The sequence below is a fragment of the Nocardioides sp. GCM10027114 genome (assembly GCF_042659625.1).
Classification (GTDB): Bacteria; Actinomycetota; Actinomycetes; order Propionibacteriales; family Nocardioidaceae; genus Nocardioides.
This window is the reverse complement of the sequence record NZ_JBHSSS010000026.1, coordinates 94,016-117,096: the sequence shown is the minus strand read 5'-3', so window position 1 is coordinate 117,096 and position 23,081 is coordinate 94,016. Positions and strand designations below refer to the sequence as shown.

The following is a 23,081-nucleotide window of genomic DNA, read 5'->3' as shown; positions in this document are numbered from 1 at the left end:
GGGGGGATTCCAATGACTCAGAACGCACGCAAAGCGCTGGTCCCGCTGACTGTCGCGCTGGTCGCCGGCGCCGTCGCCGTCGGCTCGGGCGCCACCTGGACTGCCAAGACCCAGAGCGACGTCTCCGTTACTGGTGGTCTGCTGTCCCACAGCAACGACCGGAACAACGCCACGCTGGGCATCTCGAACATCAAGCCCGGCGACAGCCTCGAGGGCACTGTCACCGTGGTCAACACCGGCGATATCGACTCCAAGCTGACCTTGGTGTCGGCCAACGCAATTTCGGGTTTCGCCCCGACCATGCTGACCCTCAAGGTGGAGGCCGACTACGACAACGACGGCACTTGGGTAACGCTGTTCAACGGCGATCTCTCTGCGGTCTCCCTCAACGTCGAAGACGCGACGTTCGACCAGGGCCAGACGAACAAGTACCGCTTCACGGTCGCGCTCGACCCGACGTCCACGAACGTGGACCAGGGCAAGACGGCCAGCGTCGAGTTCGACTTCGACCAGACCGAGGGTGCCGCGGACTCGCTCACCGACATCTGGTCCTGAGTCGCCACATCGGGCGGCGCTCAGGCACGAGACATGGGGCGGTCGTCCGCCCGGCCACGACTAGGCCGGGCGGACGACCAGTATCAGGGCACGACAGGGGAGAGCAATGGAGATCAGGACCGAGACGCGGCGGCGTCGCAACCTCTCTGGCTGGCTCGTCAACCTCCTCTGTGCCGTCACCGGCCTCTACGCCCTGGGCCTCGTCGTGCCGACCGCCCTAGGGCTGGAGCGCTACGTCATCACCGGCACCTCGATGGGCGGCTCGATGTCGGTGGGTTCCCTGGTCTTCTCCGAGGTCGTCCCCTTGGGCGACCTACGGGTCGGTGACGTAATCACGTACCTGCCGCCGGCCGAGTCTGGCCTCGACACGCTGGTAACGCACCGGATCATCCGGATGAAGGGCGATCTGCTCCAGACCAAGGGCGACACAGTGGGGCAGCCGGACCCGTGGGTCTTCCATCTGGAGGCGCCCATGCAGGCTAGGGTGCGGTTCGCCGTCCCGTACGCCGGCTACCCGCTGCTCGCTATGCAGGACCGCCGGCTGCGGATCCTGGTCGTCGGCGTTCCGGCCGGTCTTATCGCGCTGCTCAGCCTGGGCCAGGCCGCGGGGGCACTCCGCCGGCGGCCGGAGGCTCCGTCGCGGGCCGACGACGAGAACGGGACGACGCGGACGTCGCGAGCCACGGCCGCCGTCGAGGGGTAGTCCTGTGCAGCGGCTGTGGGTCGGGCTGACGGCGCTCCTGGTGTGCCTGGGCGCCGCTGCCGGCCTGCCCGTGTGGCAGGTCGAGACGTCGGGCGCGACCTGGACCGACAGCAGCAGCACCCGGCTGTACGTCGAGGCGGCGCCCGACTGGACGCCGCCCACCGTGACGCTCGACAACCCGGGCGCCGGCGTCGTCGGCGTCGTCACGCTCACCGCCAACGCCTCGGACACTCCGTCCGGGGTGTCCCACGTCCTCATCCAGTACGCCGTGCAGGCGTCGGGCACGTGGGTCACGCTCTGCACCGACTACACGGCGCCCTACTCGTGCGCCTGGGTCACCACGTCGGTGGCCGACGGCGCCTACGAGCTGCGGGCGATCGCCGTCGACCTGGAGGGCAACAGCGACACCTCGTCCGTGCGCACGACCGAGGTGATCAACGCGGCCGCCGCGGAGATCGACCCCATCGCGTCGCCGGAGTCCGGCGACATCCTGCTCTCGGGTCGGCTCACCGGGACCGGGTCGGTGCCGTCGACGGTCCGATTCCAGTACGCGCCCGCCGGGTCGGGCAGCTGGTCGACGGTCCCCGGGTGCGGCGACACCGTGGGCCCCGCCAAGACCTGCACCTTCGCGTCGACGGAGACCGGGCGATTCGACTTCCGGCTGCGCGGCGTCGTGGTCGCGAAGGTGCTCACCGCGCGGGTCGACGACATCCACGTGGACAACGCGCCGCCCGACCTCAGCCTCCAGCTCCCGCCGTCGCCGTGGTCCGGCACGGTGACGCTCGCGGCGACCGCGAGCGACCCGGTCCCGGGCACCGGGGTCACCGGGGTGCTGTTCGAGTACCGGGCCGCGGGGGCCGGGTCCTGGACCACCTGCGGCACCGACACCACCGCGCCCTACAGCTGCGCCCTGAACACGAGCGCCCTCCCCGAGGGCGACCACGACGTGCGGGCCACCGCCACCGACGGCGTCGGCAACTCCCGCTCCGTCGTCCAGATCGGCAACGTGCGCAACGCCACGCTCGACCTGCTGCCCATCGCCACGGTGGTGCGCGGGAACGTCACCCTGACCTCCGCGTGGAGCGGAGCCTCCGGGCCGACGGTCGCCTTCGAGCGGTCGCCCGACGGCTCGTCGGGCTGGACCACGATCTCGGGCTGCGGCAGCCGGCCCGCCGGCGCCGGCACCACGTGCACCTGGGACACCACCACGGTCGCCTCGGGCACGTCGTTCGTCCGCGCCACCGTGAATCACAACGGCAACGTCTACCGCGACACCGAGTCGACGCTCGTCGACAACACGGCCCCGACGGTCTCGCTCACCGTGCCCGCCGGCCCGCTCAGCGGCTCCGTCACGCTCACGGCCACGGCCGGCGACGCCCACTCGGGGCTGACGCACGTGAGGTTCGAGCACCGTCCGGCCAGCGGCGGCACGTGGATCACCTGTGGCGGTGCTCCCGACACCACCGCGCCGTACTCGTGCCCCCTCGCGACCGGCGGCCTCGCCGACGGGGACCACCAGTTCCGGGCCACCGCGACCGACGTCGCGGGCAACACCACGACCACGGCCAGCGTCACCAGGACGGTCGACAACAGCGGCTCCTGGGTGACGGTCACGTCGCCGACGGGAGGGGCCGTCATCCAGCACGGCGAGGTCGTCACCGTCACCGCCGGCGCGTACTCCCCGACGGCCATCAGCTCCGTGGAGCTCCAGTACGACCCGCCGGGTGCCCAGAGCTGGACGAGCATCTGCGTCGACACCACGGCCCCCTGGTCGTGCAGCTGGAACACCGCCTCGCTGCCGACCGGCGCCACGGACCTCCGGGCGGTCATGACGCGGTCCAGCGGCGGCATCCTCACCTACCTCTCGCCGACGGTCACGGTGACGGTGGAGCGGTTGCGCGGCACCGACGTGCAGGCCACCAACGGCGGGACGGCCGGTGAGGCGGGAGCCGGGGACGAGATCGTCCTCACCTGGTCCCGTGTGGTGAACCTGTCCACGATCAAGACCGGCTGGACCGACGGCACCGTGCCGCAGACGGTGCCGGTGGAGCTGCGCGACTCGTCCGTCACCGGCAGCCCCGGCACGGACTGGATGGTCTTCCCGGGCACCAACCTCGGCAGCGTCGGTTTCACCCAGGACTACATCAAGAACAACCGCACCGCGGTGTTCGGAAACTCGACGATGACCGCCCGGACCGTCCTGGTGAACGGCGTCCAGGTCACGCAGGTGACCGTCCGGCTCAGCGCACGGACCGACGGCGGCCACTGGAACTGGATCAACACCGACACCAGCGCCGGGACCATGACCTGGTTCCCGTCCTCCTCGGTGCTCAGCGCGCTCGGCAGCTCCTGCGAGACCACCGCCGTCACCGAGAAGGGAACCAACGATGCCGACCTCTGACCTCAAAGCCCCGACTGAGCGGCCCGATCCCCCTATGCTCGCTGCCATGGCGCGTGTGCTGGTGGTGGAGGACGAGGACGACATCGCCTTCCCGCTCGTGCGGACCCTCGAGCGCGAGGGCTACGACGTGACGTGGGTGCAGGACGGGGAGACGGCGCTCGGGAGCATGAAGAACGACGCCCCCGAGGTGGTCATCCTCGACCTGGGCCTGCCCGACATGGACGGCCTCGAGGTGTGCCGGCGGGCCCGGGACACCGGCTTCGGGGGAGCGATCATGATCGTCACCGCAAGGGCCGGCGAGCTCGACCGGGTGGTCGGCCTCGACTACGGCGCCGACGACTACCTCTCCAAGCCGTTCGGGCTGGCCGAGCTGCAGGCACGGGTGCGCGCGCTGCTCCGTCGTACCAACGGCAACGGCAGCGGCGGCGACGACGACGGCGGACCGGCGGAGAGCGGGCTGCACGTCGACCAGGCCGCGCGCCGGGCGTTCCTCGGCGACGAGGAGGTCCAGCTCACGGGCAAGGAGTTCGACGTGCTGAGCATCCTGGTCCAGCAGCGCGGCAAGGTGGTCTCCCGCGACCGGCTCATGGCCGAGGTCTGGGACGAGAACTGGTACGGCTCCACGAAGACGCTCGACGTCACCATCGGCCGGCTCCGCCAGAAGCTGGAGAGCGTCGGTGTCCCCGACCGCGTCGTCGCCGTGAGAGGAGTGGGCTTCCGGCTCGAGGGCGCCGACGATGCGTGAGCGGATCACCGCGGCGTTCGTCCTCCTGGCGGTCGTGGTCCTGGTCTCCGCCGGGGTGGTGCGTGGTTTCACGCTCCAGGACCTGATGCGCGAGCAGGAGGACCGGCACCTCCGGGAGCACGCCGCCCTCGTCGCGGAGCTCGTCGAGCAGCGTGTGGACGCCGGCAAGCCGGTGGGCCGGGCCTTCCTGGGTCCGCTCGTGCCGCAGGAGGGCCGGCTGGAGTACGCCGTTTCGGGCGGCTCGGCGATCGAGGTGCAGGGCGAGAAGTTCGAGGGCAGCTCCGACAGCGACCTCACCGTGGCGGTCCGGACGCCGGACGGCCTGGTGACGATGAGTGAGCCCTCGCCCGGGTTCGCGCCGGTCGCCCGCGCGGACATCGGCGAGCTGGTGACCCTGTTCCTGCTCATCGGGCTGCTGGCCGGGGCGACCGGCTGGCTCGCCGCCCGGGGCCTCTCACGGCCGTTCCAGAAGCTCGCCGTCGCGGCCGGCGCGCTGGGGCGGGGCCGGTTCGACCTCGAGCTGCCACGGACCCGGATCCCCGAGGCGCAGGCGATCGGGCAGTCGCTGCGGACCAGCGCCATGCAGCTCGAGTCGCGGCTGCGACGCGAGCGCGACTTCGCCGAGCACGCCTCGCACGTGCTGCGCACCCCACTGACCTCGCTGCGTCTCGAGCTGGAGGACCTGACGCTGCGCGACGACGTCCCCGAGGACGCCCGCGCGGCCGCCGAGCGGGGGCTGCGCTGCGTCGACGACGTCAACGCGTCGGCCGGCGAGCTGGTCGCGCTCTCCCGCAAGGGCGTGCTCGTCGAGGGCGCGCAGGTGAGCCTCCGGGAGATGGCCACCGACCTCGCCCAGCGCTGGGCAGACCGGCTCGGCGAGGACAGGCGCCGGCTGTCCGCCCGCGCCGAGGGCGACCTCGACCTGAAGTTCACCCCGGGCCCGGTCGAGCAGGTGCTGGACCTCGTCCTCGCCGACGTCGTGCTGTCCGGCAAGGAGCCGGTGCGGATGGCGTTCGTCGGCGAGGAGAACCACCTGCGCGTCCGGATGCCCGCCGGGGTCATCGCCGCAGGGACAGCCACCAACGGCCACGGCCGGCTCGCCGCTGCGGCGGCGGGGGTGCGTGCCTTCCTCGGCCCCCGGCGGCCCCAGCCCGGAGCGGGTCTCGCCGAGGCGCGGGCCGTCGCCGAGGCGCAGGGTGGCCGGGTCGTCGGGGACGGCGTCACCGACGACCTCGAGATCCTGCTGCCGCGCCGCTGACGCGCCGTGCACGGCCGGATCGAGGGGGGCATGACTAGGGACGTTCGGCCTGTCCTTGGTCCCGGCCGCTGAGTAGCGTGCTGAGCGCCGTGGGAGGGATGGCGCACATGAGGACCACCAGCAGGCACAGGCTGACGACCGGCCTCCGTACGTGTCTTCTGCTGGCCGAGCTCGCGCCGGGTGGCGTGAGGCCGCGCCGGGTGGCGACCGTGGTCCCGGCCGACTCCGTCCGGGCGCTGGTGCAGCAGGCGGTGCGCGAGGCGCGCTCGCAGCACTGGAGCGTGCTCCGGAGTGCGGAGCGACTCGTGGTCCGCGCGCACGGCAACCCCACGGCGCTGCGTGCCGCGTGCGACCGGCTGCGGCGCCGGCCGCCGCGGCAGACCGGCGCCTGGCACGCGCGGGCCATGGCGGCGCTGCTGGTGGCCATCGCAGCCGCGGAGGAGCGGCGAGACCACAGGACGCCGCGCGCCGGAGCGTCTCCCTGAGGCGGGTGGGGACCGCGGGCGCGCCCTGAGTGGCGTGCCGCGCGGCGGACGGCGGGCCGGCGGCCGGGGCGGGGGGTGCCCGGGACAGGGTCGGCCCGCCGTCCGCGACGCCCGCCCGACCAGTCCGTTCAGCCGGTCGGCACCATCAGCGCACGGTGCCGCCAGGTGCCGTCGCTGCTCAGCACCGTCGGCGGACCTGTCACCCGGCCGCCGCTGAACGGCACCGACCGGAGCGAGCCGTCCGTGGCGCCGTACAGGATCCGACCGCCGGCGAGGGTGAGACCAGCGACGGAGCTGAGGCTCACGCCGCCGTTGTCGGCGACGAAGGTCTGGCCGCCCACGATCTCGCTCTCGGGGGTGAAGTAGCGGTAGAGGAGCCGGCTGTCGCCCGCCACGCTGTAGTAGATCCGGTGGGTGCCCGGATCGAAGAACATCCCGGTGACCGACGCGATCGGCCACGGGATCCGGACGCCGGTGTCGGGGTCGTCGTGGAGGTCCACCGGCGCCTGCGGACCGAGCGCACCCGTCGCCGGGTCGAAGCTGCGCCGGTAGAAGCCGTTGTCGACGAGGCCGTAGTAGAGCGTGCCGCCGAGCAGGAAGGCTCCGCGCACCGCGCCCCAGTCCATGGTCCCCGGGCTGGTGGTCACCGGCGTCGCCGCGCCGGCCGGGGCGCCGGACGCGTCGACCGGCAGTCGCAGCAGCCCGCCGGGCGTGCCCGGGGACGCGCCCGCGTCGAGGATCTCGATCGCGCTGACCATCGCGTTGTCGACCACGTTGCGCAGGTCGATGTCGACGTTGCCGTCACTGGTGATCGCGAACTCCCGCATCGTGCCGGTGCGGTGGCCGACCGCCGCGACGACGTCGAAGTCGTCGAGCACCGTCGTGTTCTCGAGCCGGACGTCGAAGACGCGCTCGCCCGGCTGGTCCGTCGAGGTGCTCTGGTTGGCGAAGTAGAGCCGCACCCTCAGGGGGGTGCCGGACGCCACCGGGAAGTTCCAGTCCTGGCTGCCGCGGCGGTCGCTGCCGAACACCTCGGTCGGGGCGCTCGCCGGCAGCGTGGCGTCGCGGGCCGCCACGGTCGTGAACGTCGCGTTGCTGCCGCCGCTGACGCGGTTGCCCTGGCTGCTCCACGCCGGCCCGCCGTCGGTGGCGTTGACCGTGGACCCACCGGCGTTGACGCGGTGCAGCACGTTGCCGGGAGCGGTCGAGTACTGCGCGGCGTACAGGTCGTCGGGCAGCGTGGCCGCCGGGGGGGTCGTCGGCACGGTGGTGCCGCCGGCCAGCGGCAGGAACGCGACCCGGCCGCGGCGCTGGTTGGCGAACAGGGTGGTGTCGCTGCCGACCCACAGCCCCTGCGACGTCGCGAGCAGCGCCTGGGCGCCGACGCCGCGGTCGCGGCCGGGGTTCCAGCGCAGCGGCAGGCCGTTGCGCGGGTCGAGGGCCGCGATGCCCTCCCGCGACACGGCGCCCGGGCCCGCCTGGTCGCCCTGGAACGGGTTGTTCAGCCACCGCTGGTGGCCGCCGATGTAGACGGCGCTGCCGGTCACCGCGACGCCGTACAGCGTGTCGCCGCCGGTGTAGTCGACCCAGGTCGGGTCGTTGCCCGTCTGGTCGGTCTCCCAGCGGGAGACGGTGTCGCACAGGCCGCCGGAGTTGGCGCCGCCGCCGAAGGCGCCGGTCGTCGTGACCACGAAGAACGAGCCGTCGGGGGAGAAGTCGACGTCGCGGGTGAACGTGTCGAACGAGCCGGAGCAGACGCTGCGCGTGCGATCGAAGCGGTTGGTGGACCAGGGGGTCAGCGAGGCCGTCGGCCCGCTGACGTCGAGCACGGCCACCTGGTTGCGGGTCTGCCCCGAGATCGTGGTGAAGTTCCCGACCATCGCCAGCCGGGTTCCGGCGCTGTCGACGTCGAAGCGCTTGACGTTGGTGGTGCCGGGGTTCTTCTTGTTCGGGTTGTAGACCCCTGAGAAGGCCAGGTCGATCGCGTCGAGCGGGGTGCCGCGCACGCTGTCGAGGGCAGCGAGCCGGCCGATCGGGTAGGTGACCGTACGCGACTTGATCGAGGTGAAACCGCCGCCGACGTAGACCCGCGAGCCGCGCACCACGACCTCGTTGGTGACCGCGTTCGGGACCGCCTTGAACTCCTTGACCGGGGTGCCCGTCATGTCGAGCTTCACCAGCCGCTTGTAGCCGGACTTGCCGCCCACCGAGCCGAACGAGCCCGCGGCGTACACGTGCGTGCCGTCGGTGGCGAGGGAGTTGACCGGCCCGCCGAGGTTCGGGTCGAAGGCGGGGTCGATGACCCCGGTGGTCGCGTCGAAGGCGAACAGCCGGTTGCGGACGAGGTCGTCGCTGGTGTCGGTGTAGGTGGCCGACGGGCTGACCGAGGTGAAGCTGCCGCCGGCGACGATGGTGTTGCCGACCTGCACCAGGGCCGAGACGGTGCCGTTCATGACGTGCGGGGTACCGAGCTTCGGCATCGCGGAGACGACCTGGTTGCCGTGGTCGGCGTTGACGGCTCCGGTGGGGGCCGGCGTGAGCCCGACGAGGCCCAGCGCCCCGACGGAGACGAGGACCGGGAGGCGGCGGCTCAGCGACGCGCGCCGGCGCAGCAGTCGGTGGGGCATGGGGCAGCTCCTGGGGCACGCAGGGCGTCCGCGGCGTGGCGCCGTGGGATGGCTCGACCGTACGGACGGCGCGGGGGCGTGCCATCGCCGTCGTTGGGTAAGTCACGACCAGTTGCCCGACCATCCCCCCGGTTCTAGGGTCGTAAGGACGGGGGTGACCACCGACAGGAGGTTCCGGAGCCGTGAGTGTGAAGGAGAACCAACCGTCCGAGGCGGCCGGGAGGCCGCCCTGGAGAGCATCAGAGGGGTTGCTCTCATCCGTCGCGCCGGGCGTCTTCTGGCCCGCGCTCGCGATTCTCGGCGGCGCCGTCGTGCTGTCCATCGCCTTCCCGGACGGGACCGGCGAGTTCCTGGGTGACATCCAGGGCGGCATCGTGGACAAGATGGGCTGGTACTACGTGCTGGCCGTGGCCGGGTTCGTCGGCTTCTCGCTGTGGATGGGCTTCAGCCGCTTCGGCGACATCACGCTGGGCAAGGACGACGACGAGCCCGAGTTCAGCCTGATGGCCTGGTTCGCGATGCTCTTCGCGGCCGGCATGGGGATCGGACTGGTCTTCTGGGGCGCGGCCGAGCCGCTGACCTTCTTCACCAACCCGAAGCCGGGGGTCGAGGGTGATGACGCCGAGCTGGCTCAGGCGGCGATGTCCCAGGTGTTCCTGCACTGGGGCTTCCACGCGTGGGCCATCTACGTGGTCGTCGGCCTGGCCCTGGCGTACGCCGTGCACCGCAAGGGCCGCCCGGTGTCGATCCGCTGGGCCCTCGAGCCGCTGATCGGCGAGGAGCGTGCCCGCGGCTGGATCGGCGACGTCATCGACACGGTCGCCGTGGTCGGCACCGTCGCCGGCGTCGCCACCTCGCTGGGCCTCGGTGTCCAGCAGGTCTCGGCGGGCCTGGTGCACCTCGGCGTGTTCAGCGAGCCGAGCGACCTGCTCCTGGTCGTCCTCATCACGGTGATCACCGGGTTCGCGATCATCTCCGTGGTCACCGGCCTCAAGAAGGGCATCAAGTGGCTGTCCAACACCAACCTGGTGCTGGCCGGCGTGTTCCTGCTCGCCATCCTGCTGCTCGGCGAGACGTTCTTCTTGCTGAGGGAGTTCGTGCAGAACTTCGGCGGCTACTTCCGTGACGTGCTGCTGCTGAGCTTCGACACCAGCGCCTTCTCGGGCAACGACGGCCAGGTGTGGCAGAGCTCGTGGACGACGTTCTACTGGGGCTGGTGGATCTCGTGGGCGCCCTTCGTCGGCGTCTTCATCGCCCGCATCTCCCGTGGCCGCACGGTCCGCGAGTTCGTGGCCGGCGTGCTGCTGGTGCCGACGCTCGTGACGTTCCTGTGGTTCTCGGTGCTGGGCGGCCAGGCGATCTTCCGGCAGATCGAGGAGGGCGACCTCCTCGAGGACGACGGCAGCCTGATCAGCCAGAACGTCCTGTTCGACCTGCTGCAGACGCTGCCCGGAGGCGTGCTGCTGTCGGTCGGGGCAATCGTCCTGGTGACGATCTTCTTCGTCACCTCGTCCGACTCCGGCTCGCTGGTGGTCGACATGCTCGCCTCCGGCGGCGACCCGGACCCGCCGACGTGGAGCCGCGTGCTGTGGGCCTCGCTCGAAGGTCTCGTCGCGATCGCACTGCTGCTGGCCGGTGGCCTGGCGGCGCTGCAGACCGGAGCCATCATCACCGCGCTGCCGTTCAGTGTCGTCATGGTCGCCATGTGCGTGGCGACGTACAAGGCGCTCAAGTCCGAGCACCGGGTGCTGCTGCGCGCGCAGAACCACCAGCGCCACGAGCAGATGCACCGCGAGGTGCACGGACGGGTCACCGAGGACCTCCGGGAGAACTTCGACGAGCACTTCGAGGAGCCGGTGGCCCGCGTGGTCGAGAAGGTCGTCAGGCAGCAGAACGGCGACCTCGACGACGGCTCGAGCACGCGCGGCTCGGGCGGCTCGGGCGGCACGGGCGGCTCGGGCACGTCGGGCGGTTCCGGCGGGCCGGGCCCCGGCCGGCACCGCGACGACGGCACCACCTGACGCCGAGCTGCCAGCAGTTACCCGGTTGTCACCACCGAGCTGCCGCCAGTTCCCCCGCACGGGGGCAACTGGTGGCAGCTCGGCGCATCTCGGACCGCTCTCGCGCCGTAGCACTCCTTGGCCAGCGACACGCCGATGGTGGCGTGTGAAGTTTTCGTACAATCGCTCACAGATCGTCCGGATCGTCCGATGGTGGAAGGGACCAGCAGTTCTCCACGGGGGTGTGAGAGATGACCGGACGTGCCCGCCTTCTCGGCCCGGCCACGGCCCTGGCCGCCCTCGCGGCGGTCCTCGCCGGTGCCCCGTCCTGGTCTGCCACGGGCGACGTCGGCGACGAGCAGGGCGGCGACCCGACCTCCTCCGCCATCGCGACCGCCGTACCCGGCCTGGAGGACGACGACGTCCTCGACGTGGTCGAGGTGAAGACCCAGAAACGGCGTCAGCTGTGGGTCACCGTTGCGGTCCGCCGGGACCGTCGGAGCGTGGCGTTCAGCGCGCCGACCCGGGTGGACCTCGGCAGCCGCTACCGCGTGTCCGGGGTCGTCCCGAGCGCCTCCGGCGCGGAGCAGCGGCGGCCCGTCAGGGTGCAGCGGCGGGTGTCCGGCGGGTGGCGGACCGTCGCCTCGCTGCGCACGAGCCGTTCCGGCAGCTTCGCGACCCGGCTCCCCGGCGTGGGCCGGTCGCGGGTCGACGAGCTGCGCGCCTTCGCGCCGGCCACGAGCCGCCAACCCTCCGCCAGGTCGACGTCCATGCGCGTCGCCTACGGCAGCAAGCACCAGGTGGCCCGCAAGGGACGCGCGAACACCGCCGACGACTGGGGCTGGCTCCTGGACGGGCCGGCCCGGTGGGAGGGCTGCGAGCTGTCGTGGACGCACGACCGTTCCGGGGCTCCGCACGGTGCGGCAGGGGCGGTGAAGGACGCGGTCGCGGCCGTGGACCGGGAGAGCGGGTTCACCTTCACCGAGCAGCGGCGCGCGGTCGACGAGCAGACGATCGTCGTGGACTGGGCCACCGAGCGGAGGAACGCGCACCTGCGCGGCTCCGTCGTCGGCGTCGTGACGGTGCACGCGACACGCATCGAGGACGATGACCCGGGCCCGTGGACGATCCGGTCGGCGCGGATCACGCTCGACGCAACCGCCGGGCACCTCGCCGCCGGCGGGCTCTGGTCGGCGGTCGCGATGCACGAGCTGGGGCACGCGCTGGGCCTGGACCACGCCGTCGGAGACCGGCAGGTCATGAGCGGTACCCCGCTCCCGGCCGCGTGGGGTGCCGGGGACCGGGCGGGCCTGGCCGCCGCCAGCCGCCACTGCTGAAGAGCCGGACTGCGGGCCAGCCGGCCAGACGGCACTGCCGGGGGCGCTGCGCCGCCTCGGCATCGGGAGGCCCCGCACCAGGTCGCGGGTGCGGTCCCGGGACACTGACCCGTCCACACCGGGACGTCGTACAGATCCGCTCGGGACGGGCGCCCTGCTTCTCTGCAGAACCGTGGCGGCGAACGTCGTCGCCAGTGGAACGAGGAGAACCAGATGTCACTTGTCGCCGGCGCGGAGACCGGCTCGCGGCTGTCCACGGCCCGAGTCGCGGTCGCCGCCACCTTCATGCTTGCTGTGGCCCTGCTCTGGGCCGGCGGCGCGTACAGCCCCTTCCCTGGCGGCTATCCGGACGCGGCCACCACGGTGCAGGTCGCGGCCGAGCGCCAGGGTGACGTGATCGCCTTCGGGGCGATCAACCTCGCCTACTCGGTCCTGTTCTGCCTCGCCATGCTCGGTGTCGCCGGGTCCGTCCGGGGTCGTGGCGAGTGGCTCACCACCGCGGCAGCGGTCCTGGTGACCGCTGGCGTGGCCTCGCACGCGGGTGAGGCCGTGCAGTCCTTCACCCTCGTGGCGACGGCGCGCAGCGGCGGGGACGCCGCCGTGGCCGTCTGGAGCGACTTCATCGAGCTCTCCAGCCCGGTCTTCCTGCTGATCCCCGTGTTCCTGCTCGGGCTGCTCCTACTGCCGTACGGGCTGTGGCGAGCGGGACGCCTTCCCCTCGCGGTCCCGGTCGCGACGACGGTCGTGGTGATCGGCGGCATGATCGTGGGCGCAGGCGCCGACAAGTCGTCCCCGAGGTTCTGGCTGCCCGTGGCGGTGCACCTCGTGCTCACGGCATGGCAGGCAGTGGCCATCGCCCGCGCCGACAGCCTCGAAATCAGTGGCGCGTCCCCCGGCCGCCGCGAGTAGGCTCTTCGCCGTGGTCGTCGGGGCATCGTCCCAGTCGGCCGGAGTGCTGCAGGCCGACGCGCTCGGCGTCCTTCGCCGCAGCACTCCGGGCCGGCCCAGCGCGACGCCGATCGCCGTCGGCACGACGGCCGGTGCCGTCGCGGCCGTGGCCTGCGCGGCTCTGCTGCTGATCGTCTGGGACAACGGCCGCACGGCCGTCGTCGAGCCCGGCAGCTTCCTGCGACCGCTCAACGCCCTCGTGGTCCTGCTCCCGGCGGCGGTCCTGGCCGCGAGGCTGCCGCGCAGCCCGATCGGGTGGCTGTTGCTGTGGGACGCGGTCTGGCTGGCCGTCGGAGCCCTCGCCCAGCAGCTCGCCGTGCACTGGGGAGCGGTGGACGCGACGTCGACGCGCGTCGCGGTGGCCGCATGGGTCGCGACCCGGCTGGCGACCGCCCAGGTGCTCAGCTTCCCGCTGCTCCTGCTGCTGTTCCCGAGCGGCGGCCTCCCCTCCCGGCGGTGGCGAGCAGCCCTGCTGCCCGTGCTGCTCGGGCCCGGCGCGCTGCTCCTTCTCGCGCTGGTGCATCCCGGCCCGCTGCTGCCGGGCCTGCCCGGCAGGTTCGGCGCCGGGTCCGCCTGGGAGCTCGGACCGGTCGCGGATGTCGCGGTCCGGCTCCTCCCCGCCGCACTGGTGGTGTACGCCGTGAGCGTGGCCGTCGGAGCCGCCGCGATCCTGTTCCGCTACCGCGCCGCAGCCGACCGCGGCGCGTTGGGCTGGGTGGCGGGAGCCGCGGCCGCACAGACCGTGGCCACGCTCGTCGCACCGGCGATGGGGCCGGCCACGGGGAATGCGTTGTACTTCGCCGGGCACACGGCCTTCGCCCTGGCGGTCGCCCTGAGCCTCGTCGGTGGGCAGCTCTTCGGGGTCGGGCCGATGCTCAACCGGGCGCTGGTCTACGCCACGTGCACGGCGCTGGTCGCCCTGGCGTACCTCGGCTCCGCCGCGGTCCTCGCAGCCCTGCTGCCGGCACCGACGTCGCTGGCGCCGGTGCTGTCCGCCGTCCTGGTGGCCGTCGTGTTCGCACCGGCGCGGGCACGGGTCCAGCATCAGGTCGACCGGTTGTTCTACGGCGACCGGACGCGGCCCCACCAGGCGTTGCGCAGGCTCACCCGGCGGCTGGACGCGACCGACGAGCTCGAGGAGGTGGCTCACCACCTGGCGGCGTCCCTGGTCGACGCCCTGCGGGCGCCGTGGGTCTCGGTGCAGGTGGCCGAGGGGCCCGCCTGCGAGGCGGGCGGGCCGGTCGGCGACGAGGTGCGGGCGCGGGCCGAACGTCGACCGCTCACGCTGCACGGGCGGGTGCTCGGTGAGGTCCGCGTGGCGCGGCGGGGTCCGGGCGAGGCCTTCTCCGCGGCTGACCTGCGACTCATCGACGACCTGGTGCGTCAGGGGGCGGTCGCCGTCAGCGCCGTCCGGCTCTCGCGCGAGGTGGCGGCCTCTCGTGAACGACTGGTCCGGGCGCGGGAGGAGGAACGGCTGGCGATCCGGCGCGACCTGCACGACAACCTGGGCCCGACGCTGGCGGCGATGACGATGCGGGTGGACGCGGCCGCACGTTCCCTCGGGGCGGCCGACGGGGGGTCGGCGCGCCACCTGGCCGAGCTGCGTGGGCACCTGGAGGAGAGCATCCGCGAGGTCCGCCGGATCGTGCACGGCCTCCGTCCGGCGGTGCTGGACGACCTGGGCCTGGCGGGCGCCCTGCGCCAGCGGGCGGCCGAGCTGGGATCCGAGGGGTTCGAGGTGTCCGTCGTCGTGGAGGACCCGGGTCCCGTGGGCGCGGCCACCGAGGTCGCGGCGTACCTGATCGCGACGGAGGCGCTCACCAACGCGAGGCGGCACTCGAGCGCGCGTCGCTGCCGGGTCGAGGTGCGGGTGCAGGGCGGGGCGATCCACGTGGTGGTCGAGGACGACGGGGCCGGCCTCGCCGGTGACCGCGGAGGCGGAGGGATCGGGATGCAGTCCATGCGTGAGCGGGCCGAGGAGCTCGGTGGAGTCGTCCGGGTCGGGCCCGGGGCCTCGGCGGGGACCAGAGTCCATGCCGTGCTGCCGGTCGTCGCGACGAAGCAGGCCACCGATGGCTGACCCGACCACCGGGGCTCCGCTCCACGACTCGGTATCGGTCGTCCTGGCCGACGACCACCCGGTGTTCCTCGCGGGCCTGAGGGCCCTGCTCGACGTGCCGGGGATCGACGTGGTCGGCACGGCAACGACCGGTGCCGAGGTGCTCCGGCAGGTGGAGGAGGTCCAGCCCGACGTCGTGGTGATGGACCTGAACATGCCCGAGGTGAGCGGCGTCGAGGCGACCCGCCGGCTCGCGGTCAGCAGCCCGCACGTCGCCGTGCTCGTGCTGACGATGTCCGATGACGACTCGACGTTGCTGGCGGCGATCCGGGCCGGCGCCCGGGGCTACGTCCTCAAGGGCGCCGCGCCGGGCGACATCGAGCGGGCGGTGCGGGGCGTGGCGCGCGGCGACGCGGTGTTCGGCCCGGCTGTGGCCGGCCGGTTGCTCGACCTGGTCGGGACCTCAGACGCGCTCCGGCGGGCCACGGTGTTCCCGGACCTGACCGAGCGGGAGCGCCAGGTGCTGGAGCTGATTGCCGCGGGCCTGTCGAACGTCGAGGTCGCCCGGCGGCTCGGCATGAGTGCGAAGACCGCCCGCAACCACGCGAGCAACGTGTTCGGCAAGCTCCACGTCACCGACCGCGCGCAGGCGGTCGTCGTCGCACGGGAGGCCGGTCTCGTCGGTCCCTGACGTCGACCTGCCACCAGTTGGCTGCGGGATGATGCCGAGCTGCCACCAGTTGTCCTGCCCGGGGGACAACTGGCGGCAGCTCGGCGCCTCTCTGGGGTGAACTGGTGGCAGGTCGCGGAATCTTTGCCTTTCCACAGGTTGCGATCGGGGCGGAGCGGGGTAGGCGACGGCTGACGTAGGTTCGAGGCCGGCCCCGGGCGGGGCCGGCCTCACTCGGGGGACGGGGGTCCGCATGACCGTGGCCGACGCGCACGCTTCGCTCGTCGAGTCGCTCGACGAGCAGGTGCGTGCCCTGGTGCGCCACGAGGGCGTCGACCCGCAGCGCGACGCCATCGTCGTACGCCGGATCGCGGAGGGCGTGGTCCGCCGGCACGACGAGCGCAGCCTGACCGGCGCGGTCGCCCCGGTGCCCGACCCCGACGCGGTGGTGGGGGAGCTGGTCGCCCGGGTGGCGGGGTTCGGCCCGCTGCAGCCGCTGCTGGAGGACCCCGAGGTCGAGGAGGTCTGGATCAACGATCCGAGCCGGGTGTTCGTGGCCCGGCGCGGGCGCCACGAGCTCACCAACCTCGTGCTCACCCCGGCCCAGGTCAACGAGCTCGTCGAGCGGATGCTGAAGTCCAGCGGCCGCAGGGTCGACGTGAGCCAGCCGTTCGTCGACGCGATGCTGCCCGAGGGCCACCGGCTCCACGTGGTGCTCGAGGGCATCAGCAGGGGCTTCTCCGCGGTCAACATCCGGAAGTTCGTGCTCCGGGCGGGGCGGCTCGAGGGGCTCGTCGAGCTCGGCAGCCTGACGCCCCAGGCCGCGGCGTTCCTCGGCGCCGCGGTGCGGGCCGGCCTCAACGTCCTCGTCGCCGGCGGGACCCAGGCCGGGAAGACGACGATGCTCAACTGCCTGGCCGCCGCCATCCCCGGCGGTGAGCGGGTCGTGTCGTGCGAGGAGGTCTTCGAGCTGCGCTTCCCGCATCCCGACTGGGTTGCGCTGCAGACTCGGCAGTCCGGGCTCGAGGGCACCGGCGAGGTCACGCTGCGCACGCTGGTCAAGGAGAGCCTCCGGATGCGGCCGAGCCGGGTCATCGTCGGCGAGGTCCGGGCCGAGGAGTGCATGGACCTGCTCCTGGCGCTCAACGCGGGCCTGCCCGGGATGTGCACCCTCCACGCCAACAGCGCCCGCGAGGCCCTGATGAAGATGTGCACCCTGCCGCTGCTGGCCGGCGAGAACATCTCGGCCCGGTTCGTCGTCCCGACGGTGGCGGCGTCCGTCGACCTGGTCGTCCACCTCGGCATCGACCGGCACGGCGTACGCCGGGTCAACGAGGTCGTCGGCGTGCCCGGCCGGGTGGAGAACGACGTGATCGAGGTCGAGCCCCTGTTCGTGCGGACCGGGGAACGGCTGCAGCGGACCGGCGGGATGCCGCCACGGGCCGAGCTGTTCGAGCGGGCGGGCATCGACGTCCGCCGGATCCTGGCGGGTGCCTGATGGGGGCGCTCGTCGGCCTGGGCGTCGGCACCGGCCTGCTGCTCGTGTGGTCCGCATTCGCCCTGCCGCGGGGCGTCCGCGGGCCCGTGGCGTCGGCGCCCCGGAGCGCGTGCGGCCGGGTCGCCGAGCTGCTCGCCAGGGCGGGGATGGCACAGGTGTCGCCGCGCGCCTTCCTCGCCGTGTGCGCCACCCTGGGCGCCTCGACCGCGCTCATGGTCCAAGCGGTCTCGGCGACGCCGACGGTCGCGGCGGCGTTCGGGCTCATCGGCGCCTGGGCGCCGGTGACGGCCTTGCGCGGCCGGGCACGACGGCGGCAGCGGGAGTTCGCCGACGTGTGGCCGGAGGCCATCGACAACCTCGCGTCCGCGGTGCGGGCCGGCCTCTCGCTGCCTGACGCCCTGGCTGCGCTCGGCACCCGCGGTCCCGAGCCGCTGCGCGACGCCTTCGACCAGTTCGCGCTCGACTACCAGGTGAGCGGGCGCTTCGGCGACGCGCTCGACCGGCTCAAGGAGCGGCTCGCCGACCCCACCGGCGACCGGGTGTGCGAGGGGCTGCGAATCGCCCGCGAGGTCGGCGGCGGCGAGCTGGGCCGCCTGCTGCGGAACCTGTCCGGCTACCTCCGGGACGACGCGCGCACCCGCGCGGAGATGGAGTCGCGCCAGGCCTGGACCATCAACGGCGCCCGGCTCGCCGTGGCCTCGCCATGGCTGGTGCTCCTCTTCATGTCCTTCCAGACCGAGGTCATCCGTCGCTACGCCTCGCCTGCCGGCGCCGTCGTGCTCGTCGTCGGGGGAGCCGCGTGCCTCGCCGCCTACCGGCTGATGATGCGCATCGGCCGGCTGCCCCTCGAGCGGCGGATCCTGGCATGACTGCGGAGCTGTGGGGTGCCGCCTCAGGGGCGGGCGTCGCGCTGGGCGGGCTCCTGGTGTGGTCGCGGGTGCGGGCCGCCCGTCGGCCCCAGCTGGCGCTGCGCGTCCTGCCCTACGTGCGGGATCTGCCCCAGGTGGGCCGAAGCCCCGCGCTCCGGGTCGTCCCGCCGGTCGCGGCCGCCGCGGGACCCGGCCTGCTCGGGGCCCCGCTGCGGACCGCCGCCGACCTCGTGGAGCGGGTTCTCGGCGGCGCGACCTCGGTACGGCGCCGGCTCGACCGGGCGGCCCTGCCGCTGACCGTGCACGAGTTCCGCGTCGAGCAGGTGGTGTGGGGGCTGGTCGGCTTCGCGGTGGCCGCGGCGTGGGGGCTGCTGCGGGCCGTCGCCGGGACCGGCTCGGCGGGGTCGTCGCTGCTCCTCTGCGGCGTCGGTCTCGCTCTCGGAGTCGTCGCGCGCGACCACCACCTCACCTCGCAGGTCCGCACCCGCGAGCGCCGCATGGTCGCGGAGTTCCCCGCGGTCGCCGAGCTCCTCGCCCTCGCCGTGGCGGCGGGCGAGGGCCCGACCGCGGCCCTCGACCGCGTCGTACGACGCAGCGGCGGAGAGCTGTCGCGGGACCTGGCGCGGGTCCTCGCCGACGTCCGCACCGGCACCCCCGTGGCCGCAGCGTTCGACCGCTGGGGTTCGGTCACCGGGCTGCCGCTGGTGGCGCGCTTCGCCCAGGGGATCGCGGTGGCCGTCGAGCGCGGCACGCCCCTCGCCGACGTGCTGCACGCCCAGGCCGCCGACGTGCGCGAGGCGGGGCGCCGCGAGCTCATCGAGGTCGCGGCCCGCAAGGAGGTGCTGATGATGGTGCCGGTCGTCTTCCTGGTGCTGCCCGTGACCGTGTTCTTCGCCTTCTGGCCCGGAGTGGTCGGGCTGAGCCTGACCACCCCCTGAGGAGCACTCGCCGTACCCACCCACCCGAGCTGTCGTTGAAGTCGTCGTCGAACGGAGGACCATGGAGACCTTGACCCTCGCCCTGACCCGCTGCTGGCTCGCCCTGGCCGTCCCGGCCCGCCGCACCGATCGCGGCGACGTGCCCGGATGGGTGCTCATCACCGTGATGACCGCCGGCCTCGTCACGATCATCTGGCAGCTCGCCCGCGGCGAGCTGACCGGCATGCTGCGCGCCGCGCTGAGCTCCGTGAGCTGACCGTGGTGCGGTCGAGCCGCTCCCGCGACCACGGGGCCGCGGTGGTGGACCTCGTGCTGGTGCTCGTGGTGCTGCTGCCGCTGTTCCTCGGCATCCTGCAGGTGGCGCTCGTGCTGATGGTCCGCAACACGCTCGCATCCGCTGCCGCCGAGGGGGCGCGGCACGCCGCGTCGCTCGAGCACGACGCCGCCGACGGGGTCGCCCGCACCCGCGCACAGATCGACGCCGCCGTCTCCGGCAGGTTCGCCCGCGACGTCGAGGCCTCGTCGGTGACCGTGGACGGGGCGCCCGCCGTCCGGGTCACGGTGCGGGCCACCGTGCCGGCGCTCGGGCTGGGCGGGCCCGCGGTGGAGCTCGTCGTCTCCGGGCACGCCGTCGAGGAGCAGGTCGGATGAGACGCGGAGGACCCGAGGGCGGCGGGCCGTCGCCGGAAGAGCGCGGCAGCGCGGTCGTCGAGCTCATCTGGCTCGGCATCCTGCTGCTGGTTCCGGTGCTGTGGATTGTGCTGTCGGTGTTCGAGGTGCAGCGGGGTGCCTTCGCGACCAGCGGCGCCGCGCGGGCCGCGGGCCGCGCGTTCGTGCTCGCCCCCGACGCGGCCGCGGGCCACGCGCGGGCGCAGGCGGTGGCCGGGCAGTCGCTCGCCGACCAGGGGGTGCCCGACCAGCCGTGGCGGCTGACGGTGTCGTGCGCGCCCGTCCCGTCCGACTGCCACCGGGCGGGCAGCGTCGTCACGGTCGTCGTCCACTCCCGCGTGGACCTGCCGCTGCTCCCCGAGGCGCTCGGCGGCGACGCGCCGAGCTTTGCGCTCACCGCGTCCCACACGGTTCCCGTCGGCCAGTTCCGGGACGTGCCATGAGGGCCGCCGGGAGCCGCGGCGACCTCGGCCAGACGACACTCCTGATCGTCGGGCTCGCCGTGGTCCTGCTCATGGCGGTGGCAGTCGTGGTGGACGCCTCGGCGGCGTTCCTCGAGCGGCAGTCGCTCGACACCGTGGCGGACGGCGCCGCGCTGGCGGGTGCGGACGCCGGGTCCACCGACCCCGCCCTGCTGTACGCCGACGGCGTCGCCGCCGCAGGCCGGCTCGACCTGGCCGAGGCGCGGGTCCGTGCCGCGGTGGCCGAGCACCTGCGCCGGACCGGGGCCCACGCAGCCTTTCCCGGCCTGAGCTACGAGGTGGCGCTCGACCCCGCCGACGACAGCGTCGCGGTCCGGCTGCGCGCCCCGGTCGAGCTGCCGCTCACCTTCCCCGGCGCGCCGCGGACGGCGGTCGTGACGTCGCAGAGCGAGGCCGCGGTGACCCTCGAGCCGCTCGGCTGAGACCGGCCCCGGACTCCTCGGTGGACTGGACCGGGCGGACTGGACCTGTCGACCAGACCACCGGATCCCGCGCGACCATGAATCGTTGGACCCGGCAGGACCCCGAGGCGCGGAGGAGGGGTGGGCATGGGCTTTCGAGCGACCACGCACGTCATGCGTACGTCCCGAAATGACGAGGAGCAGAGGCGTCGGTGGGGGGTCCGACGTCCCTGCTCCTCAGTGCCGCCTGGGTGGGGGGTAAGGGGGTGAGTGCCCGAGCGGCGTGTCGACCGTCGCGGGGATCGGCTCCCGGGCCGCCGACCCACATCGACTGGTCTGACAAACTTGTTGACTGATTATTACCCGAGGCAGTCAACTGATGCAGCAGAATGAGGAAAACCGGCTCCAACCCCCGAACCGAGGAGTTTCCGATGAACCGCTCGCTCCGCATGGCCGTCGCCGTCATCGCTTCGTTCGCCGCCCTGCTCGTGGCCGGCGCTCCCGCCGAGGCCGGCAAGCCCACCGACCGTCGTGGCGGCGGCGACTCCTGGTGCTGCTGATCAGCGACCGCTGACCAGTTGAACGACGGCCGGTCGGGGGACCGGCCTGCGGCCTCGGCGCCGCCTCCTCCTCCAGCCTCCTGAGGCGCTCGCCTCGGAGGTGGCCGCGACCCCGGTTCCACGGGGTTGCCCGCAGTCTCTGCGTTGCTCCCCAGGCCAGCCTCTGGCGCCGTCCCTGTCCCGGCCCGACCTTGTGCGGCGCGGTTCCCGCGCGGCCCCGTCGGTGTCGCGATCCCCGGCTATCCGGGGATTCGTGGTGTGCGCGTGCGCGGGAGCAGGTCCGGGGCAGCCTGGCGCCTGCGTTTGCGCACACAGCGATGCCGCAGCCGGCGCCGTACGGCGCAACGCTCGGCCAGGCGGAGGCGCGGCCCCGCCGACGCCCGGACAGAGCCGGGCCAGGCAAGGTCAGCGCCGGACGGACTCGCTGGCGTCGGTGCTGCGCGCCGTGGTCCGCGGGGTGACCCGGCGGTCCTGGAGGCCGGCGGAGGCCGCCGCGCTGCGGAACGCGTCGAGGGCGCCGAGGGTGTCGCCGACCTCGTCGAGCTGGTTGCCGAGCTCGTACCAGAGCTGGGCGGCGCTACGGTCGGCGCCGATCGCGCTCAGCGCCAGCACCGCCTTGCGGTAGCAGTCCTTGGCGCGGTCGGTGGCGCCCTCGTCGGCTGCCAGCTGGCCGGAGAGGACCCAGGCCTCGGCGGCGAGCAGCGGGGTGCCGCGCGCCTCGTCGAGCGCGGCGGCGATCTGGAGCTCGGCGGCGCCGGTGTCGCCGGCGAGGTAGTGGGCGCGGGCGAGCGCGAGCTGGTTGCGGGCGACGTCGACGGCGCTGGCGCTGGACCACTCGAGCTCGCGGGCGGCCTGCAACAGCGTCTGCTGGGCCTCGGCCACCGGCGGCGGGTCCATGCGCAGCTGGGTGATCCCGAGCTGGGTGCGGAGCCGGGCGAGGTTGCGGCCGTCGTCGTCGACGTCGAGCAGTGCGAGCGCCTTCTTGGCCATGGACACCGCCGTCTCGACGGAGCCCTGCTGGGCCTGCATGACGCTGGCGTTCCAGTAGGCGGAGGCCTTGGCCTTGGGTGAGCCGAGCCGCTCGGCGCGGTCGATGGCCCGCTGGCACTGGCGGGCGGCGTGCGCGGTGTCGCCGCGCTCGTAGTGGGCGGCCGCCAGGGTCACGGTGAGCTGGACCGACTCGTCGGTGCCCTCGAGGCCGTACTCCTCGAGGTGGTTCAGCGCCTCCTCGCCGGTCTCGACGGCGCGCGTCAGGTCGCCGGTCTCCCGGTAGCAGCGGCACAGCGCGATCGCCGACGCCAGCCACACGTCGCTGGGTTCGGCGACGAGGTCCTCGAGGCCGATGATCGCCTCGTCCATCCGGTCTGCGGTCTCGAGTGCGCGCGCACGCAGGAAGAGGGCACGGTTGCGGAGCTCGGGGAGGACGCCGTCCTCGACCCTCGCGAGGACGGAGTCGGTGCGCTGCAGCGCCTCCTGGGCCTGTCCCGAGACCAGGGCGAGCTCGGCGTAGTCGAGCTCCAGGATGACCTCGGAGCGCTGCTCGGGCGCGATGCCGACCAGCAGCTCTTCGACAGCGACGCCGAGACGGCCGGCCATCTGCTCGAGCAGCTTCGCGTCGGGACGGCGGTGGCCGGCCTCGATGCGGGAGACGTAGGCGGTGGACGCGTCCTCACCGGCCACCTGGGCCTGGGTGAGGCCGGCCGCGACCCGCGCGTTGCGCAGGCGGGACCCGAGCGTCGGCAGGTCGATGTCCCTCAGGAGCCCCGCCATCTCGTTGTCCACGTGACTCATGCTGCCTCTTTTCCTGGCCGTGCCACCCCGGGATCGTGGTGGACCCAGAATAAGGTGGTCATGGGGACGTTGCCTCCGTTTGACT

The 23,081-nt window shown here is 73.3% G+C and carries 21 protein-coding genes; 19 read left to right on the top strand and 2 right to left on the bottom strand.

From position 1 onward, the window contains the following. The first annotated feature begins 12 nt into the window (after nucleotides 1–12). The 6 genes from ACFP2E_RS14940 to ACFP2E_RS14915 all read left to right on the top strand — a co-directional run bounded on the left by ACFP2E_RS14940 (nucleotide 13) and on the right by ACFP2E_RS14915 (nucleotide 6,147). Nucleotides 13–555, top strand: coding sequence for a hypothetical protein (locus ACFP2E_RS14940; protein ID WP_378523032.1), 543 nt, complete (start codon nucleotides 13–15; stop codon nucleotides 553–555). Nucleotides 556–661: 106 nt separating this feature from the next. Further along, nucleotides 662–1,258 (top strand): signal peptidase I, encoded by a 597-nt coding sequence (locus ACFP2E_RS14935; protein ID WP_378523033.1) that lies wholly within the window; start codon nucleotides 662–664, stop codon nucleotides 1,256–1,258. A 4-nt stretch (nucleotides 1,259–1,262) separates the two neighbouring features. Beyond that, nucleotides 1,263–3,659, top strand: a complete 2,397-nt coding sequence (locus ACFP2E_RS14930; RefSeq protein WP_378523034.1) for an Ig-like domain-containing protein — start codon at nucleotides 1,263–1,265, stop codon at nucleotides 3,657–3,659. Between the two features lie 46 nt (nucleotides 3,660–3,705). Then, a complete protein-coding gene (locus ACFP2E_RS14925; protein ID WP_378523035.1) occupies nucleotides 3,706–4,404 on the top strand; it encodes a response regulator transcription factor in 699 nt (232 codons plus the stop codon). Beyond that, the gene (locus ACFP2E_RS14920; protein ID WP_378523036.1) at nucleotides 4,397–5,662 is read left to right on the top strand and encodes a sensor histidine kinase; all 1,266 of its coding nucleotides are present in this window, start codon (nucleotides 4,397–4,399) and stop codon (nucleotides 5,660–5,662) included. Before ACFP2E_RS14925 ends, ACFP2E_RS14920 begins: the two co-directional genes overlap by 8 nt. Before the next feature lie 107 nt (nucleotides 5,663–5,769). Further along, nucleotides 5,770–6,147 carry a hypothetical protein gene (locus ACFP2E_RS14915; RefSeq protein WP_378523037.1) on the top strand — a complete coding sequence of 126 codons (378 nt, stop codon included), beginning with the start codon at nucleotides 5,770–5,772 and terminating at the stop codon, nucleotides 6,145–6,147. A gap of 128 nt (nucleotides 6,148–6,275) precedes the next feature. Here the strand turns inward: ACFP2E_RS14915 and ACFP2E_RS14910 are convergent, their stop codons facing one another. Further along, complete coding sequence (locus tag ACFP2E_RS14910; RefSeq protein WP_378523038.1) at nucleotides 6,276–8,774, bottom strand: malectin domain-containing carbohydrate-binding protein; 2,499 nt, start codon at nucleotides 8,772–8,774, stop codon at nucleotides 6,276–6,278. Nucleotides 8,775–9,022: 248 nt separating this feature from the next. Between ACFP2E_RS14910 and ACFP2E_RS14905 the strand changes: the two genes are divergently transcribed. The 13 genes from ACFP2E_RS14905 to ACFP2E_RS14845 all read left to right on the top strand — a co-directional run bounded on the left by ACFP2E_RS14905 (nucleotide 9,023) and on the right by ACFP2E_RS14845 (nucleotide 21,205). Then, on the top strand, nucleotides 9,023–10,795 hold the full coding sequence (locus ACFP2E_RS14905; protein ID WP_378523039.1) for a BCCT family transporter: 1,773 nt from the start codon (nucleotides 9,023–9,025) through the stop codon (nucleotides 10,793–10,795). Between the two features lie 230 nt (nucleotides 10,796–11,025). Next, nucleotides 11,026–12,111 (top strand): matrixin family metalloprotease, encoded by a 1,086-nt coding sequence (locus ACFP2E_RS14900; protein WP_378523041.1) that lies wholly within the window; start codon nucleotides 11,026–11,028, stop codon nucleotides 12,109–12,111. A 213-nt stretch (nucleotides 12,112–12,324) separates the two neighbouring features. Next, a complete protein-coding gene (locus ACFP2E_RS14895; protein WP_378523042.1) occupies nucleotides 12,325–13,020 on the top strand; it encodes a hypothetical protein in 696 nt (231 codons plus the stop codon). Between the two features lie 10 nt (nucleotides 13,021–13,030). Then, a complete protein-coding gene (locus ACFP2E_RS14890) occupies nucleotides 13,031–15,139 on the top strand; it encodes a histidine kinase (RefSeq protein WP_378523043.1) in 2,109 nt (702 codons plus the stop codon). Further along, a complete protein-coding gene (locus ACFP2E_RS14885) occupies nucleotides 15,132–15,809 on the top strand; it encodes a response regulator (RefSeq protein ID WP_378523044.1) in 678 nt (225 codons plus the stop codon). Before ACFP2E_RS14890 ends, ACFP2E_RS14885 begins: the two co-directional genes overlap by 8 nt. Before the next feature lie 232 nt (nucleotides 15,810–16,041). Next, the gene (locus ACFP2E_RS14880; RefSeq protein ID WP_378523045.1) at nucleotides 16,042–17,286 is read left to right on the top strand and encodes a CpaF family protein; all 1,245 of its coding nucleotides are present in this window, start codon (nucleotides 16,042–16,044) and stop codon (nucleotides 17,284–17,286) included. Then, entirely contained in the window at nucleotides 17,286–18,155 is an 870-nt protein-coding gene (locus tag ACFP2E_RS14875; RefSeq protein ID WP_378523046.1) for a type II secretion system F family protein, read from the top strand. The genes ACFP2E_RS14880 and ACFP2E_RS14875 overlap by 1 nt, the downstream gene beginning before the upstream one ends. After that, a complete protein-coding gene (locus ACFP2E_RS14870; protein ID WP_378523047.1) occupies nucleotides 18,152–19,093 on the top strand; it encodes a type II secretion system F family protein in 942 nt (313 codons plus the stop codon). The genes ACFP2E_RS14875 and ACFP2E_RS14870 overlap by 4 nt, the downstream gene beginning before the upstream one ends. 61 nt (nucleotides 19,094–19,154) lie before the next feature. Next, nucleotides 19,155–19,349: a hypothetical protein gene (locus ACFP2E_RS14865; protein ID WP_378523049.1), complete on the top strand. Its 195-nt coding sequence runs from the start codon at nucleotides 19,155–19,157 to the stop codon at nucleotides 19,347–19,349. 5 nt (nucleotides 19,350–19,354) lie between these two features. Next, the gene (locus ACFP2E_RS14860) at nucleotides 19,355–19,744 is read left to right on the top strand and encodes a TadE/TadG family type IV pilus assembly protein (protein WP_378539347.1); all 390 of its coding nucleotides are present in this window, start codon (nucleotides 19,355–19,357) and stop codon (nucleotides 19,742–19,744) included. Further along, nucleotides 19,741–20,205 carry a hypothetical protein gene (locus ACFP2E_RS14855; RefSeq protein ID WP_378523051.1) on the top strand — a complete coding sequence of 155 codons (465 nt, stop codon included), beginning with the start codon at nucleotides 19,741–19,743 and terminating at the stop codon, nucleotides 20,203–20,205. Before ACFP2E_RS14860 ends, ACFP2E_RS14855 begins: the two co-directional genes overlap by 4 nt. Further along, a complete protein-coding gene (locus tag ACFP2E_RS14850) occupies nucleotides 20,202–20,666 on the top strand; it encodes a pilus assembly protein TadG-related protein (protein ID WP_378523052.1) in 465 nt (154 codons plus the stop codon). Before ACFP2E_RS14855 ends, ACFP2E_RS14850 begins: the two co-directional genes overlap by 4 nt. 410 nt (nucleotides 20,667–21,076) lie before the next feature. Next, the gene (locus tag ACFP2E_RS14845) at nucleotides 21,077–21,205 is read left to right on the top strand and encodes a hypothetical protein (RefSeq protein ID WP_378523053.1); all 129 of its coding nucleotides are present in this window, start codon (nucleotides 21,077–21,079) and stop codon (nucleotides 21,203–21,205) included. Nucleotides 21,206–21,610: 405 nt separating this feature from the next. Here the strand turns inward: ACFP2E_RS14845 and ACFP2E_RS14840 are convergent, their stop codons facing one another. After that, the gene (locus ACFP2E_RS14840; protein WP_378523054.1) at nucleotides 21,611–22,996 is read right to left on the bottom strand and encodes a helix-turn-helix domain-containing protein; all 1,386 of its coding nucleotides are present in this window, start codon (nucleotides 22,994–22,996) and stop codon (nucleotides 21,611–21,613) included. Nucleotides 22,997–23,081: the final 85 nt, after the last annotated feature.

Bases quoted from the DNA above. Each gene is read 5' to 3' on its own strand.
- ACFP2E_RS14925 (WP_378523035.1), top strand. From the start codon at position 3,706: ATGGCGCGTGTGCTGGTGGTGGAGGACGAGGACGACATCGCCTTCCCG.
- ACFP2E_RS14870 (WP_378523047.1), top strand. From the start codon at position 18,152: ATGACTGCGGAGCTGTGGGGTGCCGCCTCAGGGGCGGGCGTCGCGCTG.
- ACFP2E_RS14920 (WP_378523036.1), top strand. From the start codon at position 4,397: ATGCGTGAGCGGATCACCGCGGCGTTCGTCCTCCTGGCGGTCGTGGTC.
- ACFP2E_RS14910 (WP_378523038.1), bottom strand. From the start codon at position 8,774: ATGCCCCACCGACTGCTGCGCCGGCGCGCGTCGCTGAGCCGCCGCCTC.
- ACFP2E_RS14900 (WP_378523041.1), top strand. From the start codon at position 11,026: ATGACCGGACGTGCCCGCCTTCTCGGCCCGGCCACGGCCCTGGCCGCC.
- ACFP2E_RS14880 (WP_378523045.1), top strand. From the start codon at position 16,042: ATGACCGTGGCCGACGCGCACGCTTCGCTCGTCGAGTCGCTCGACGAG.
- ACFP2E_RS14885 (WP_378523044.1), top strand. From the start codon at position 15,132: ATGGCTGACCCGACCACCGGGGCTCCGCTCCACGACTCGGTATCGGTC.
- ACFP2E_RS14940 (WP_378523032.1), top strand. From the start codon at position 13: ATGACTCAGAACGCACGCAAAGCGCTGGTCCCGCTGACTGTCGCGCTG.
- ACFP2E_RS14845 (WP_378523053.1), top strand. From the start codon at position 21,077: ATGAACCGCTCGCTCCGCATGGCCGTCGCCGTCATCGCTTCGTTCGCC.
- ACFP2E_RS14935 (WP_378523033.1), top strand. From the start codon at position 662: ATGGAGATCAGGACCGAGACGCGGCGGCGTCGCAACCTCTCTGGCTGG.
- ACFP2E_RS14855 (WP_378523051.1), top strand. From the start codon at position 19,741: ATGAGACGCGGAGGACCCGAGGGCGGCGGGCCGTCGCCGGAAGAGCGC.
- ACFP2E_RS14840 (WP_378523054.1), bottom strand. From the start codon at position 22,996: ATGAGTCACGTGGACAACGAGATGGCGGGGCTCCTGAGGGACATCGAC.
- ACFP2E_RS14895 (WP_378523042.1), top strand. From the start codon at position 12,325: ATGTCACTTGTCGCCGGCGCGGAGACCGGCTCGCGGCTGTCCACGGCC.
- ACFP2E_RS14850 (WP_378523052.1), top strand. From the start codon at position 20,202: ATGAGGGCCGCCGGGAGCCGCGGCGACCTCGGCCAGACGACACTCCTG.
- ACFP2E_RS14875 (WP_378523046.1), top strand. From the start codon at position 17,286: ATGGGGGCGCTCGTCGGCCTGGGCGTCGGCACCGGCCTGCTGCTCGTG.
- ACFP2E_RS14915 (WP_378523037.1), top strand. From the start codon at position 5,770: ATGAGGACCACCAGCAGGCACAGGCTGACGACCGGCCTCCGTACGTGT.
- ACFP2E_RS14865 (WP_378523049.1), top strand. From the start codon at position 19,155: ATGGAGACCTTGACCCTCGCCCTGACCCGCTGCTGGCTCGCCCTGGCC.